At 48.3% G+C, this 15,116-nt stretch carries 11 protein-coding genes; 6 read left to right on the top strand and 5 right to left on the bottom strand.

The features are described 5' to 3' along the window. Window positions 1-132: 132 nt before the first annotated feature. Window positions 133-3,534, top strand: a complete 3,402-nt coding sequence (locus BUA17_RS11270; RefSeq protein ID WP_072733662.1) for a GH36-type glycosyl hydrolase domain-containing protein — start codon at window positions 133-135, stop codon at window positions 3,532-3,534. 128 nt (window positions 3,535-3,662) lie between these two features. On the opposite strand, the gene BUA17_RS11265 is transcribed toward BUA17_RS11270, so the two are convergent. Continuing rightward, on the bottom strand, window positions 3,663-4,943 hold the full coding sequence (locus BUA17_RS11265; protein WP_083584673.1) for a methyltransferase domain-containing protein: 1,281 nt from the start codon (window positions 4,941-4,943) through the stop codon (window positions 3,663-3,665). Between the two features lie 233 nt (window positions 4,944-5,176). Here BUA17_RS11265 and BUA17_RS11260 point away from each other — a divergent pair, with 233 nt between their 5' ends. After that, entirely contained in the window at window positions 5,177-5,680 is a 504-nt protein-coding gene (locus BUA17_RS11260; protein WP_072733660.1) for a GNAT family N-acetyltransferase, read from the top strand. Between the two features lie 24 nt (window positions 5,681-5,704). Beyond that, on the top strand, window positions 5,705-6,493 hold the full coding sequence (locus BUA17_RS11255; RefSeq protein WP_072733659.1) for an SDR family oxidoreductase: 789 nt from the start codon (window positions 5,705-5,707) through the stop codon (window positions 6,491-6,493). A gap of 183 nt (window positions 6,494-6,676) precedes the next feature. Here the strand turns inward: BUA17_RS11255 and BUA17_RS11250 are convergent, their stop codons facing one another. Together BUA17_RS11250 and BUA17_RS11245 are read right to left on the bottom strand one after the other, a co-directional pair. Next, window positions 6,677-7,225: a GNAT family N-acetyltransferase gene (locus BUA17_RS11250; RefSeq protein ID WP_063566926.1), complete on the bottom strand. Its 549-nt coding sequence runs from the start codon at window positions 7,223-7,225 to the stop codon at window positions 6,677-6,679. A 31-nt stretch (window positions 7,226-7,256) separates the two neighbouring features. Beyond that, entirely contained in the window at window positions 7,257-7,514 is a 258-nt protein-coding gene (locus tag BUA17_RS11245; protein WP_090808970.1) for a DUF2164 domain-containing protein, read from the bottom strand. Between the two features lie 261 nt (window positions 7,515-7,775). On the opposite strand from BUA17_RS11245, the gene BUA17_RS11240 reads away from it, so the two are divergent. Further along, window positions 7,776-9,485: a glutamine--tRNA ligase/YqeY domain fusion protein gene (locus tag BUA17_RS11240; protein WP_170867831.1), complete on the top strand. Its 1,710-nt coding sequence runs from the start codon at window positions 7,776-7,778 to the stop codon at window positions 9,483-9,485. Between the two features lie 350 nt (window positions 9,486-9,835). Here the strand turns inward: BUA17_RS11240 and BUA17_RS11235 are convergent, their stop codons facing one another. After that, window positions 9,836-11,062, bottom strand: coding sequence for an MFS transporter (locus BUA17_RS11235; protein WP_063566968.1), 1,227 nt, complete (start codon window positions 11,060-11,062; stop codon window positions 9,836-9,838). A gap of 96 nt (window positions 11,063-11,158) precedes the next feature. Here BUA17_RS11235 and BUA17_RS11230 point away from each other — a divergent pair, with 96 nt between their 5' ends. Beyond that, a complete protein-coding gene (locus BUA17_RS11230; protein WP_072733943.1) occupies window positions 11,159-11,767 on the top strand; it encodes a molybdenum cofactor guanylyltransferase in 609 nt (202 codons plus the stop codon). A 32-nt stretch (window positions 11,768-11,799) separates the two neighbouring features. Here the strand turns inward: BUA17_RS11230 and BUA17_RS11225 are convergent, their stop codons facing one another. Beyond that, entirely contained in the window at window positions 11,800-12,774 is a 975-nt protein-coding gene (locus BUA17_RS11225; RefSeq protein WP_072733658.1) for an AraC family transcriptional regulator, read from the bottom strand. A 246-nt stretch (window positions 12,775-13,020) separates the two neighbouring features. Here BUA17_RS11225 and BUA17_RS11220 point away from each other — a divergent pair, with 246 nt between their 5' ends. After that, window positions 13,021-15,024, top strand: a complete 2,004-nt coding sequence (locus tag BUA17_RS11220) for a beta-galactosidase (RefSeq protein ID WP_072733657.1) — start codon at window positions 13,021-13,023, stop codon at window positions 15,022-15,024. The last annotated feature ends 92 nt before the right edge of the window (window positions 15,025-15,116 follow it).

The raw sequence follows: 15,116 nt of genomic DNA, 5'->3' as shown, positions 1-15,116 counted from the left end.
TTGAATTAAGAGTTGAATGATGGGGATCACCGTCCGAATTGGCCAGACAAAGGTCATTTCGCAGAGGACCCCTATTCTTTTTCAGATTTATCGAAACGTTTCGATTTTATACTAATTGAAGGAGTGAATAGTATGACAACGATGATTAATGAATCAATCCGGCTGACTGCCGGGGATTTATCCTTTACCTTTTTGAACAGTGGGGACCTGTACCAAGCTAAATCCGGTACGACCATGTTGAATCAATTGCTTAGCAACCAGATCGATGGATCTTTGAATAACCTGTATCTGCGTGTACACGAGGGAGAGAAAATCAGCTCGTTCCCACTGCTGGGTGTGCGTTCGAACAGCAAAGTGATCACAAGCAAAGCGCAATCCGGGAATCAACTGATCTGGGAAGGTACCGTACAGCTTGAAGGCAAAGAACAAGGTATTAGCTATCAGGTTGTGTTTACAGCCACAACGCAAGGCGTCTGGTTCTGGGATGTGAAGCTCACAGGACAACAACATAACATTGACGTGGTATATGGACAAGATGTAGGTCTTGCTGATCCAGGTGCAGTACGCAGCAATGAAGCCTATCTGTCACAGTATATTGACCATACGGTATTCGAAGATGAAGCGAAGGGATATGTGGTGTGTTCCCGTCAAAACCAGCCTCAGGGAGGTGCTTTCCCTTACATGCAACAAGGTTCTCTGACTAAGGCAGTTGGTTATTCTACAGACGGATTCCAATTCTTCGGTCTGTCCTACAAGGAAACGAACCAGCCTGAGAGCCTGAGCCATAATACACTGGCAAATGAGACATACCAGTATGAATTTGCCTACACAGCATTGCAATCGGAGCGCGTAAGCTTGGACGGGGAAGCCCAAGTGGTCTTCTACGGACTGGCCAAAGCAGATCATCCTGCCGGAATCTCCGCACTGGAATTCGGGGATGAAGTGACTGCAGCATGGAACGAAGTACAAGCATTGACTGTGGAGCAAGGCGAGACGTTGGAACAGGTGAAACTGTCATCCTTCTTGGGTGAACCGCTTGCTGCGCTTGATTTGACACAAGATGAGATTAATGATCTGTTCCCTGACCGTCATCAGGAAGAGCGTAGCGGTGATTCACTGTTATCCTTCTTCACGGGCAGTTATGAACATATCGTCCTGAAAGCGAAAGAATTGCTCGTAGAGCGTCCGCACGGCCATATCCTGATGAGTGGTGGCAATGTACAGCTGGGTGCGCAGGTTATTACGACGACATCGTATATGTACGGTATTTTCAACTCACAACTCGTTATTGGTAACACCAATTTTAATAAAATGATCAGTAATGCCCGTAACGCATTGAACGTGCCGAAGACGGCTGGACAACGCATTTATGTGGAAATGGATGGACAATATCGTCTGCTGACGATGCCTTCCCTGTTCGAGATTGGCTTCAACTATGTACGTTGGATCTACAAAACCGAATCGGATACCATTATCGTGACCAACTACACTGGAGCACACACGACTGAAGTGAGCATGAATGTGCGCTCGACTAGTGGCAAAGCATATCGCTACCTGGTAACCAACCAAGTTACGATGAATGTCAATGAATACGAGTATCCGTTGCATATGACGCAAGATGGCAACACGCTGATCTTCAAGGCTGATCCGCAAGCGATTAGTGCCGGAACGTATCCTGACCTGCAATACCGCATGTCGGTGGATGGCGCAGCTGTAAATGTTGGAGATGAAACGTTGCTGGCGAGTGGTATTCGCAGTGGATCTGCATCGCTGGTTACACTTAGTCTGGAAGAGAGTGCAGAATGGACGCTCAAGGTACAAGGCGTATTGGAAGGTCAAGTAAACGAAGCAGACGGTTCTGTCGTAGCAGGATCCAGTCTTACTTTTGAAGAGGAAGTGCGGGCGTACCGTGAATTCTTCGCAGGTGTAATGAACGGTTTCCGTTTGTCTCGTGGTGAGGGCCAAAGTGCAGAGGATCTGTTCAAAGTGAACGCACTGGCTTGGTGGTACACACACAATATGCTGGTTCACTACTCCGTGCCTCACGGTTTGGAGCAGTACGGCGGCGCAGCATGGGGTACTCGGGATGTATGCCAAGGTCCGGTTGAATACTTCATGGCAACGCAAAAATATGAGCAGGTTCGCGATATCATCAAAATGGTATACACCCACCAATATGAAGATGATGGCAACTGGCCGCAATGGTTTATGTTCGACAAGTATTTTGCAATTCAGCAGGAAGAGAGCCACGGTGACATCATCGTATGGCCGCTGAAAGTGCTGGCGGACTACCTGACAGCGACTCGCGACTATGCGATTCTGGATGAGAAAGTGCCTTATACCGTTAAGCACAGCTTCGGATTCACGGAAGAAACAGCGACTGTATTGGATCACGCGAAAAAAGAGATCGAATATATCCGCTCACACTTCCTGCACGACACATTCCTGTCTTCTTACGGTGATGGGGACTGGGATGATACACTCCAGCCAGCCAATGCACAGCTCAAACAATATATGGTGAGCAGCTGGACCGTTGCTTTGACTTATCAGTCTGTAAATGTGCTCGCACAAGCGCTGCAACATAAAGACGCTGGATTTGCACAGGAGCTGGACGTTCTGGCTCAAGGCATCCGTGAAGACTTTAATCGTTACATGCTGGGTACAGATGTGATCCCAGGTTTCGTATACATGGAAGAAGCAGATCAAGCGAAGCTGATGCTTCACCCAACAGATACGGAGACAGGCATTCAATATCGCCTTCTGCCGATGACGCGCAGCATGATCGGTGAATTGCTGAATGCAGAACAGGCAGAATCGCATTATGCGCTGATTCGTGAACAGTTCCTGTGCCCGGATGGGGTACGTCTGATGAATCGTCCAGCTCAATATGCAGGCGGTGTGAGCACTCACTTCAAACGGGCAGAGCAAGCGTCCAACTTCGGTCGCGAGATCGGTTTGCAGTATGTACACGCTCATATCCGTTACGTTGAAGCGATGGCGAAGCTTGGTAAGACGGATCAGGTGTGGAATGGTCTTGCCATGATTAACCCGGTTGGCATCGGCGAAGTTGTACCTAATGCGGAGATTCGTCAGGCGAACGCGTACTTCAGCAGTTCCGACGGCAAGTTCAACACGCGCTACGAGGCGCAGGAGCATTTTGACCAACTACGCAAAGGAACAGTACAGGTGAAAGGTGGATGGAGAATCTACTCCAGCGGCCCTGGAATCTACATGAACCAATTGATCTCGAACGCACTTGGCATTCGTCAGGAAGGCGGAGATCTGGTTATTGACCCGGTATTGCCGGCTGAGCTGAATGGCATGCAATTCGAATTTGAATATGCAGGAGAGCCGGTAACATTTATCTACCATCTGAACGAAGGTTCGGTTAACCGTGTAACGGTAAATGGCAAGGACATCCGCACCGAGCAAACGGCGAACCGTTACCGTCAAGGTGGGGCTCGTATCTCGCTGGATGAATTCAAACAAGCGCGTAATGCTTCGGAGCGCACGATTGTTGAAATTTATATGTAAATTAAATACAAACTCGATGTTTTACTAGAGTGGAAGGTCATCCTCCTTAACAGGCAGGGTGACCTTTTTTTTATTTGAGAAGGATTCAATAGCGGGTCAGGGGAACTCGTTACGGTGGGATGATCATTCTAACGCAAAGGAACGGCCAGCAACGTGTGCAGAAGCGCATTATGGCGTATATGCTTCGTCACATAGCCTGCGTCCTCCAGCGAGCCGCACAGGCCGTCCAGCAGCGGGAAATGACGTTCCCTTATCGTTTGCAATTGGTCCTCATGACCTGCTGCTTCAGCCTGTTGAATATACGTCTGACGGTGAGCTGCATCAGCGAACATCAGATCTGTCAGGCAGATCCGTCCACGTGCAGTTAACACTCGCTGCATTTCATGTAACGCCAACTGTTGCTGGTCTGGGCTCAGATGATGGAAGGCGAAGCTGGATACGACAAAATCGAAGGAATGGTCGGCGAAAGGCAACGCCAGAAAGTTGCCAAGCTTCACATGCATCTCGGGATATTTGGTGCGGCATGTACGCAGCATCTCCCGGGATTGATCGATGGCAGTCATCGCTGCGCCGCGCTCTAACAGTCTGCCAGCCAAATTCCCCGTGCCTGTACCGATATCGAGTCCTTTTTCGCCGGGCACAGGAGATATCCAGCTTGCCGTCTGCTCCAGCGCCTCATCATAGTTGTCATATATATTGAACGGTCCTGCGCCTACTCTTACTCCTAATTCTCCCGATCCTGATCCTGCATCTTCCGTATACGTTGTATCGCTGTTTGGACTGTGTGCTGTCTGGCTATTGTTCTGGCTATGGATTTCATCGCCGTTATGATCTGGTCCGCCTTTTCGATCCGACTCAACCGCTGCTTGCATGGCTCCAGGTCTCGAATCAATGCTGACGTTTGAGGCAATTTGTCCTGGCAGACGACCATTCGCCGCCTGTACGCGCTGATCGTGGATGGCTGCTTGCATATCGTAATTCCAGCGGTCATGCCAGTTCTGCCGGGCTTCCCTGAGACGGCGCGCACTGTCTGCAAGATCATGCAGATGACTGACATCCAATGGCCCGTCTTGGCGATTGAGATCAATCATGCGCTGGGTTGTATCCAGCATGCGCTTGAGCTCAACCCATTGGGCATACATGACCGCCTGCTGCAGCTCCAGATATTCTTCCAGCCGCTGCTGATTGCCCTGGTCAATCTCTCCGAGCGCTTGGGTGATATCCTGAAGCGACATCCCAATTTCACGCAGAGCTGCAATGGTTTGCAGCCGCCAGATGTCATTCTCGGTATATGTACGATATCCGTTACTTGTCTGTTTGACGGGGAAGATCAGTCCTTTTTCCTCGTAAAAGCGAATAGCTCTCGCCGATATGCCGAGTCTGTCCGCGGCTTCTTTGATGTTCATCATGTGCACCTCCTTTTCAATTCAGTATAAACGATGACGTTACGGCAAGGTTAAGTGTTCATTTCTTTCCACTGAGTGAAATTTTAGTCAAGTCTGAGGCTATGCTACAATATAAAGCAAAGGAGCATTTTGCACGTATTCAATTGCAAAATGTCGAAATGAGTAAGGAACAAGCCATTTTTTCTAACGCTGCTTTGCGCAGTGTTATCGACTATTGCACGAAAGGTTGAACTTTTATGCTTATCAGCCATACGTACACCATTCGGCCATCCGAGATCAAGGATGCCGCCCAACTGATGGAACTGGATGCACTGGTATGGGATAAGCATACCTCTCCGGCCCCGTTTCAGTGGCGATCCAGACAACAATATTTGCAGCATTGTCCTCCAGGCAGTCAGCTGATTGCCGTTCAGGGAGAGCGGGTATGTGGTTATGTGGGCTTTTATCTGCCAACAGGACTGCCTGTTAACCGCCATGTATACGAGATTAATATCGCTGTTCATCCCCATGATCGGCGCTGTGGTATTGCTACAGCCCTGATGGATGCGATGAAACACCATGCCTTTGAACAAGGGATCATCAAACTTAGGTTGCGGGTGTTATCCAGCAATCCAGGGGCGATTGCTTTTTATACACAGTGCGGATTTGTGACGGAAGGCAGACTGGTGTCGGAATTTTATATTGCAGGCAATTATGTGGACGATATTCTTATGAGCTATTTCATCCGGGCCAACGGATAGAACAGAGTAGAAGGAGGAACAACAATGGACATGGGACTTCGGGGTAAAAAGGCGCTGGTGCTTGCATCCAGTCGAGGACTGGGCAAAGCGGTAGCCGCTCAATTGGCGGCAGAAGGCGCTGATGTCATGCTCGCCAGCCGGAACGAAGAGAAGCTTGCAGCGGTGAAACAGGAGCTGCTGGCGCTGGGTGGTGGTGGACGTATCGAATATTGTGCAACCGATGTGACAAGCAAGGAAGATATTGATGCCCTGATTCGCAAGACAGGCGAACAGTTTGGGCAGATTGATATTTTGGTGAACAATTCAGGCGGCCCGCCTTCAGGAACATTCGAGTCATTGACGGATGAAGATTGGGAACGTGCATTTGAATTAAATGTACTTAGCTATGTCAGACTGATTCGCGGTGCGCTCCCTTACATGAAGGAGAATGGCGGACATATCGTGAACATTGCCTCCACCTCTGTGAAGCAGCCGATCCCCGGTCTGATTCTGTCCAATACGTTCCGTACGGGGGTATTCGGATTAGCCAAGACCTTGTCACAGGAACTCGCGCCATATGGCATTCTGATTAATACGGTTGCACCGGGTAGAATTGGTACGGATCGGATACGTGAACTGGATGCTGCACGTGCAGAGCAGAACGGAATAAGTGAGGAAGAAGTTGCCGAACAATTCCGTAAGGAAATTCCACTGGGACGTTATGGTCAACCCGACGAGTTTGCCAAAGCAGTTGTGTTCCTCTTATCAGGAGCGAATACGTACATTACAGGTACATCTCTTGTAGTGGACGGTGGCATGGTACGTGCGCTCTAAGAAGAAGTCGGATCGAGAGATTCGAAGTTATATGGATGCATAAATGCGCAAATAAGATAAGCCCCTCCTTATTCTCCACGTGTTGTGGAGTAGGAGGGGCTTTAAGGGTTGATGTATGCATTGTGAGGGCCGTCATTCGTAATGGAAGCTGGTCCTCCAACCATTCAAATTATGTAAGTCTAATTAGCGTAAAAGTTCCCATTCATGCTGCAGCATGCCATACACCGCATGGTTAACATAGCCCTTAGGCAGTTTCTCAGCCTGGCGAATAACGCCTTCAAGGACGAACCCAAGCCGTTCAGGGATGGCCCGGCTCCGCTTGTTGTTGGTTGCTGAACGAATCTCGACACGGTTCAGATCCAGGGTGACGAGAGCGTAGTCCACCAGAACGCGGCATGCGCTGGTCATCAAGCCTTGACCTTCAAAACCTTTGCCAAGCCAGTAACCGATGCTTACCGTGCGGTTGGTCCAGTTGATTTCGTGGAAGCCGATGATGCCGGCAAGATCGCCTTTCAGCCAGACACCTGCGGTGAACCCGCCGTTGTCAGCGCCCTGTTTCAATGCATTGCTGATAAAATTTGAAGTATGCTCAATCTCGGTCACGTTGTCCACCCACGGTAACCAATGCCTCAACTGGTCCCGCGAGCGGTCCGTGAGTTCGAACAACGGTTTGGTGTGCTCCATGGCAAGTGGGCGGAGTTCGGTATATTCATCCAATGAATAGGTAAACATGAGTGCAACCTTCTTTCTTTAAAATAATGAATTATCGGGAATTCTTCGGTAGCTTGCGCTCCAATGCAAACAGGTCTTCTTCCATCGAGGCCATGCGTTGATTCACCGTAGTACGGGCGTCACCCAGTGCCTGATTATATATGAAGGGAGCCAACTGGGTCATGAAAAGATCCAGCACACCCCAAGCTGCCAGATCGCCCAGTTCTTCGCCGCGTTCCTCTTCGAAATACGACTGGATGGTACGTATGGCTTCATCCTGTTGTTCTTTGGACAGTTTTAGCGCGTTCAATGGGAAACCCTCCCTTAAATTCTGTTTTTCTATCATGCTACATGATTCGTGCGAACCCGTCAAAATGGTTTTGGGCCTATCTTGTGTGTAACTGATCCTGATTTTGGGGCGTTATTTATTGAACTCCTCCCTCGTTAAAGGTATATTTAAATGAAACGCGTACGAAACTTTCCAAGAAAATAGATTTTTTCAGGAAATGACTTCGTTATAAAGGAATTTTAGCCGGAATTGCTGCAAATTCCTGAAAGCTCCAATCAATTCATGAAAGGTTTGATACCTGTGGACAATCGTACAACCCCACCTAACTTTATCAAAAATATTATTACCGAAGATCTCCGGTCAGGGAAAGTCCAGGAAGTCATTACCCGTTTTCCTCCGGAACCGAACGGTTATCTGCATATCGGCCATGCCAAAGCGATCTGGATTAACTTTGCACTGGGTGGCGAATTTGGCGGCAAAACAAATCTGCGCTTCGATGACACAAATCCGGTCAAGGAAGATGTAGAGTATGTTCAATCGATTCAGGAAGACGTGAAATGGCTCGGATATGAGTGGAGCGAGAAACGTTTTGCTTCCGATTATTTTGATGAAATGTACAGCCGCGCGGTCTTGCTGATCCAAAAAGGCAAAGCTTATATCGACGACCAAAGCGCTGAAGAAATCCGTGCTATGCGTGGAACGCTCACTGAGCCGGGCAAGAACAGCCCGTACCGTGACCGCACTGTAGAGGAGAATCTGGACCTGTTTACACGGATGCGTGCAGGCGAATTCCAGAACGGTGAGAAAGTGCTGCGCGCCAAGATTGATATGGCTTCACCGAACATCAACCTGCGTGATCCGGTCATTTATCGTATTGCTCATGCACATCATCATAATACGGGTGACAAATGGTGCATCTATCCGATGTACGCATTCGCACATCCACTTGAAGATGCCATTGAAGGAGTAACCCACTCCCTCTGCTCCCTGGAGTTTGAGGATCAACGTCCATTCTATGATTGGGTTATTGCCGAATGTGAGATGGAGAACCAACCACATCAATATGAGTTTGGCCGCCTGAACCTGTCGCAAATGGTGACAAGTAAACGGAAGCTGAAACTGCTCGTGGATGAAGGCCATGTGGATGGATGGGATGATCCGCGCATGCCAACGATTTCAGGTCTGCGCCGCCGGGGATATACACCGGAAGCGATTCGTGATTTCGTATTCGAAACAGGCATTTCCAAAAGCCAAGGCGTCATCGACCTGCAAACGCTGGAGCACTTTGTCCGTGAAGACTTGAAACTGAAAGCTCCGCGCACGATGGCTGTTCTGCACCCGCTCAAAGTGGTCATTACCAACTACCCTGAAGGGCAAGTGGAATGGCTCGAAGCTGAGAATAATGTGGAGAATCCGGAGATGGGCAATCGCCAAATTCCGTTCTCCCGTGAGATTTATATTGAACAAGACGATTTCATGGAAAATCCACCGAACAAATATTTCCGTTTGTTCCCTGGCAACGAAGTTCGTCTGAAACATGCGTATTTCATCAAATGTAACGATGTAATCAAGGATGCAGAAGGCAATGTGACTGAAATCCATTGTACCTATGATGTGGAAACGAAGAGTGGCAGTGGATTCACAGGCCGTAAAGTTAAAGGTACCATCCACTGGGTGGAAGCAAGCCAAGCGGTACCTGCTGAATTCCGTCTGTATGAACCTCTGATCACCGCAGAAGCACCGGATGCTGAAGAGGAAACAGAGCTGGAAGAGCAACCGGAGAAAACGTTCCTGGATCAATTGAATCCAAACTCTCTTGAAGTCGTTCAAGGGTTTGTGGAGCAAGAGATGAAGGAAGCGAAAGCACAGGATAAATTCCAGTTCTTCCGTCATGGTTACTTCAGCGTTGATCCGAAACATTCCGAGCCAGGCCGTCCGGTATTTAACCGGGTTGTATCCCTGAAAAGCTCGTTCCAACTGCCAAAAGCATAAGGTGAAGTACAGAGTAGGCAAGGGTAAAGTTAAAAGCTTTAAGGTCAAGGCTACAAGCTAGGGTTATAAACGTAAAAGGCGTCTCCAGGGCAATAAGCCAATGGAGACGCCTTTCTTTTTACTACTACTATTCTTAATCTTTTGTTTGATTGTTTGAACTTTGTTATTTACACCATAACGGAGAGGACAGAACAAAGCTGGAGAAGCGAAGCGGTCGCCTTTATCACCGGATTTTACCCTTATAGAAAGGGAATCAAAAAAATCCGGGGATAACAGCGATCGAAAGATTGTTCTGTCCTCGTAGTGCTCCAGTGTAGATCTTGAAAGGTTCAACCTTTGCCAACAAAAAATTACCTTTCACCCATTTCCGTCAACACAGTTGGCTGATAGCCGTTGCGGCGGTTCGAGAGCCACATGATTGCAAAACCAACAGCACCGATCAGGGAGAAGAATACCCCGATGTTATACATCACTTCAGCACCAAAGCTCTGGAACAGCCAGCCGCCGAACAGGCCGGCAATGACACCAGAGAGGCCGCCCCAGGCCATCGTATACACGGCCTGACCAGAGGAACGGTACGGCCTTGGAATGAACAGCATCGTCAGTTGAGTCCCTACATAGAAATACCCGCCGAACGTAATGGAGTGCATGAGCTGAATGAACACAATCTCTAACGGATTGTTCGCTAAGGCCATGAGCTGCCAGCGAATGGCGAACAACAGACTGATCAGGATGAGCGATGATAGAAGCATGCTCATTTTGCGTTTGAGAAAACGGTCCAGGAGCAAGAAAACACCCACTTCAAGGATGGATGATGTGAAGATGGCCCAGCCAACCATCTGTTTATCGCCACCCATTTCCACGATGTATAATGACATAAATGTACTGTTCATGGCGTTGGGTACGGAAACGAGCACCCCAAGCCCGATAAAGATCATAAAGTACGGATTGAACATCACCCTGCCGAAACGTCGAAAGCTCACTACAGGTGTATCTGAAGCGATCGGCTGTCTGGGTAGAAACAAGGCAAAGACAAAGGCAATGACAATCATGAAGGCAAAGACAATCGATACACTGCCCGCTCCCAGGCGGTCAATCAGCGGTCCGGCAGCCACAGCGGTTAGAGCCCAGCCCAGCGATCCCCATAGCCGAAACGTACCGAATTTCTGAGTCGTGCCATCAATATAACCAAGAATCAGGCTGTTGGTTTGGGCAAACAGTGGACTTTGAAAAAAATAAAAAAAGATCATGGCTGCATAAATCCAGGCATACGTAGGCGCATAGAATACGGCCTGAGCAAGCACAAAGGTGCCACCCATCATCATCATCAGAATAATGCGAATATTGCGTGATTTATCGCTCCAGAAGCCCCAGAACGGATTAGCGAACAAGGATACAAACGGACCAATCGCCATCAGACTGCCAATCTCCAATTTGGTCATCCCGATTTCCTGCAAATACAACTGAAGAAAACCGGCGAAGATTGAAATGGCTCCATAAATGAAAAAGTTATATAGTTTCAGCGAAACCAAAGAGGGATTGCCTCTTCCGGGTGCATATCTGTCCAATAGAGCCATTCCTTTCAGAATCATATTCTTCAATGTATCATTTGTTGAAAGGGTATTCAATGTATAGAATAAGTTTATTGAACGAGGAGGATTACCGTGAGCACGATGGAATGGACAGGTATTGTATTGGCAGGAGGTTTATCCCGCCGTATGGGTTCCAATAAGGCATTGTTGGAATGGAATGGTTCCAGCGTGCTGGAGCAGGTCATCCAAGCGATGGCACCAGCTGTGAATAGTATTATCGTTTCCGCAGGAGCCAACACGGCTGCATACAAGGCATTGCCCTATGACTGCGTTCAGGATTATTACCCTGGGAAGGGACCGCTGGCAGGGTTGCATGCCGCGCTGAAAGCCTCGCAGACAGACTGGAACCTTGTCTGCGCCTGTGATATGCCGCTTATAGAGCCATCCTTTTTCAAAGGTATGAAGTGGCTCACCGAATCAGGTCAAGAGCATCAAGCGATCGTTCCACGACTGGCAGGGCGTGTTCATCCGCTTGCAGGTGCATATCATAGACATGTTCTCCCCGAACTTGAACAGCGCTTAATAGATAATAGACTGAAAGTAACCCAATGGCTTGAAGAGATCAGCTGCCGATATGTCGACGTCGATGAGCTGGAAAGCGCTGGTGTCCATGATGTGGCCATTCAGCTTAGTAATATGAATACCCCGGAAGAGTATGAGCATATTCGCAACAGATCATACGGCCCTTAACCCATCTATTCATTCATCTTCTGATTCCTTTCTTAGTCCGATTCGGTCTCCCAACTCTGGTCCACTGGACCCGATTCGTTGGATAGATCCTGAACGGCGTTGCGATATTGAAGTGGACTCTGGCCCGTCCATCGTTTGAATTGCCGACTGAAGTGCGACAGATGGGTGTAGCCCAGCTTCCATGCAATTTCCCCCAAAGAGAGCTTCGGCTGTTCGATCAGTACTTTGGCTTCCTGCAGCTTCAGGCTGGACAGGTAGGCCCGTGGAGATTGTCCGTATACCTTGCGAAAGATCTGCAACCCATATCCCGGACTGATGCCAAATGAGGATATGATCTGTTCCACTTTGACGGTGGATACATTGCCCTCTTTGATTCGGAGCTGGGTATGGAACGCCTGTTTGATGGCTTCTGCGATGGCTCCTGCATAATGCATGGCTGCGGGAGCTGGAGCATTAGGCGAAGCATCAGATCGGGTGGATAGTGGTTCACGGTCAGCTGCTTGGGACAGCAGGGCAAACAATTCAAACATGCGTGCCTGCATGATAAATTTGTCTGTGGAAGTGTATGCCTCCGATGTTCTGATCATGTTCATCCAGTTCTCCAGGACAGGGCGCATTTGCATATTATCTGTGGTGCCTGCCTCATAGATTCGGCTGTGATGTGACATCAGCTTCAGGGTAAATACGGGATCATCTACATTAAAATGAGCACTGAAGTACGTCATGCCCTCTGATGATACACATTGGTTTGTATGTTTGAATCCGGGTGGAATTAGCAGAATCGAACCTTCCTCAACCGTATAGGTATATCCGTGAATTACACTCTCCTGAGTCCCCTTTATAATCAGCATAATTTCAAAGCCCGGATGGCATTCCTCCGGCATCGCCCAACCGTATGGAACTTGTTGGCTGTGCGCTCCATAGAATTTAATGTTACAGTCGATAATAGGCAGCCAGTGAGCCAGTGTATGATGTGGCATTTCTCGCAGCTGCGATCGGATATCCATGACATTCACCTCGGAAAAGGGTAAAAATAACTCGCCTTGTACAATCGGCACCCATAGTATACTTCATTATAATCAGTTTAACGCCAACATTGAAAATCGCAGAACAGGAGAGCGTTCGGCAGATTGCTAAGTCTCTGATGTACTTCAATAGATAATAATGTAAACGTTATCATTTTTCAATTGGATCATTTCATTTTGTATAAATGCCAAGAGCTTCATACTTCCGGATGAAAAGGGGATTTTAACATGGACAAGTTATTGTACGGGGTAGCCTACTATGACGAATATATGCCTTATGAGCGATTGGACAAGGATATTCAGATGATGAAAGATGCAGGCATCAACGTGGTGCGGATTGCGGAATCAACATGGAGTACGCATGAACCACAGAATGGTGTATTCGACTTCTCCTCAGTAGATCGTGTTCTGGATGCCATGCATGCGGCGGGTATTCAGGTTATTGTGGGTACACCTACGTATGCTGTTCCGACGTGGATGGTCAAGGAGCACCCGGATGTTCTGGCAACAACGGTACAAGGACCGGGGAAATATGGGGCGCGGCAGATCATGGATATCACACATCCGACGTATCTGTTCTATGCGGAACGCATCATTCGCAAGCTGATTTCCCGTGTCAGTAAACACCCTGCCGTGATTGGTTATCAGACGGATAACGAAACGAAGCATTACAACACTGCCGGAGATAATGTACAATTGCAATTCGTCAAATATATGCGTAACAAGTTCAGCTCATTGGATGATCTGAACAAGGAATTTGGGCTGGATTACTGGAGTAACCGCATTAATAGCTGGGAGGACTTCCCGTCTGTTGTTGGTACAATCAACGGCAGTCTGGGAGCTGAATTTGCCAAATTCCAGCGCCAACTGGTAACTAACTTTCTAGCGTGGCAGGTCGGAATTGTAAATGAGTACAAACAGGAGGGGCAGTTTGTAACCCAGAATTTTGACTTCGACTGGCGTGGATATTCGTACGGCATTCAGGGAGATGTGGACCATTTTGCCGCATCCAAACCTTTTGACATCACCAGTGTGGACATCTACCATCCGTCGCAGGATGATCTGACCGGCATTGAGATTTCATTCGGTGGTGACGTGGCACGTTCCACCAAACAATCGAACTATCTCGTACTGGAGACGGAAGCGCAGGCTTTCTGGCATTGGGTTCCCTACCCCGGACAGCTTCGCCTTCAGGCGTTTAGCCACCTGGCATCGGGAGCAAACATGGTCGCCTATTGGCACTGGCATTCCTTGCATAATTCATTTGAGACGTATTGGAAAGGATTGCTGAGCCATGATTTTGAACCCAATCCGGTGTACAACGAGGCCAAAACGATCGGCCGGGATTTTGCCAGACTTAGCCCGCAACTGGTGAATTTGAAGAAAACGAATCGGGTAGCCGTGCTGTTCAGCAATGAGGCGTTGACGTCGATCAAGTGGTTCGGATTTAATTTTACGAGTGACAAAAAATACAACGACGTTATCCGCTGGATGTATGACGAATTATACAAAATGAATATTGGCTGTGATCTGATTGATCCGTCTGTGGAGAGTTATGAAGGCTATGATGTGATCGTTGTGCCTGCTTTGTACGCAGCTTCCGATGTCTTGCTTGAGAGGCTGAACCAATTCGTACAAGATGGTGGGCATGTCGTTTACTCCTTCAAGAGCGGATTCGCTAATGAGCATATTAAGGTCCGCTCTACCCACCAGCCTGGACTGATCAGTGAGGCTTGTGGCATCAGTTACAACCTTTTTGTAGAGCCGAAAAATGTTTCGCTTCGAGATGATCCGTTCGAGGTTGGAGAGGAACAGAATCAGATTCACACCTGGATGGAACTCATCACACCAACAACTGCAGAAGTGCTGGCCTGGTATGATCATCCTCACTGGGGAGAATATGCAGCAATTACCCAGAATACCTATGGCAAGGGCAAAGCAACGTACGTTGGATGTTATACCAGCTCCGCGGTGATCCGCAACGTGTTGGAGCGTGTCATGAAGGAAGCTGGACTGTGGGGAACCGATCAGGAATTGGCTTTTCCAATCATCGTGAAGAGCGGAGTGAATGATCAGGGGAATACGATTCGGTATTTCTTTAACTACTCCGATCAGGCGATTTCGTTCGTGTATGCCTACGGGGACGGAACGGAACTTTTGGCAGGAACAGCGGTGTCCGGAGGGCAGAATATGAAGCTGGAACCATGGGGGTTCTGCATTATTGAGCAATAATGGGAAATCATAAATGAATTGACAAGTCTGTTTTCAATGATTATAAAAAGAATACCAAGACCAAAGCGCCCTCGGCTTCATGCTGGGGCGTT

Origin of the sequence: Paenibacillus sp. ov031 (genome assembly GCF_900143165.1) — a bacterium.
Taxonomy (GTDB): Bacteria; Bacillota; Bacilli; order Paenibacillales; family Paenibacillaceae; genus Paenibacillus; species Paenibacillus marchantiae.
This window is presented reverse-complemented; position numbering and strand designations above follow the sequence as displayed.

Coding starts and splice junctions, on each gene's coding strand:
- BUA17_RS11220 (WP_072733657.1), top strand. CDS start 13,021: ATGGACAAGTTATTGTACGGGGTAGCCTACTATGACGAATATATGCCT.
- BUA17_RS11240 (WP_170867831.1), top strand. CDS start 7,776: ATGAAAGGTTTGATACCTGTGGACAATCGTACAACCCCACCTAACTTT.
- BUA17_RS11255 (WP_072733659.1), top strand. CDS start 5,705: ATGGACATGGGACTTCGGGGTAAAAAGGCGCTGGTGCTTGCATCCAGT.
- BUA17_RS11235 (WP_063566968.1), bottom strand. CDS start 11,062: ATGGCTCTATTGGACAGATATGCACCCGGAAGAGGCAATCCCTCTTTG.
- BUA17_RS11260 (WP_072733660.1), top strand. CDS start 5,177: ATGCTTATCAGCCATACGTACACCATTCGGCCATCCGAGATCAAGGAT.
- BUA17_RS11250 (WP_063566926.1), bottom strand. CDS start 7,225: ATGTTTACCTATTCATTGGATGAATATACCGAACTCCGCCCACTTGCC.
- BUA17_RS11265 (WP_083584673.1), bottom strand. CDS start 4,943: ATGATGAACATCAAAGAAGCCGCGGACAGACTCGGCATATCGGCGAGA.
- BUA17_RS11225 (WP_072733658.1), bottom strand. CDS start 12,774: ATGGATATCCGATCGCAGCTGCGAGAAATGCCACATCATACACTGGCT.
- BUA17_RS11270 (WP_072733662.1), top strand. CDS start 133: ATGACAACGATGATTAATGAATCAATCCGGCTGACTGCCGGGGATTTA.
- BUA17_RS11230 (WP_072733943.1), top strand. CDS start 11,159: ATGGAATGGACAGGTATTGTATTGGCAGGAGGTTTATCCCGCCGTATG.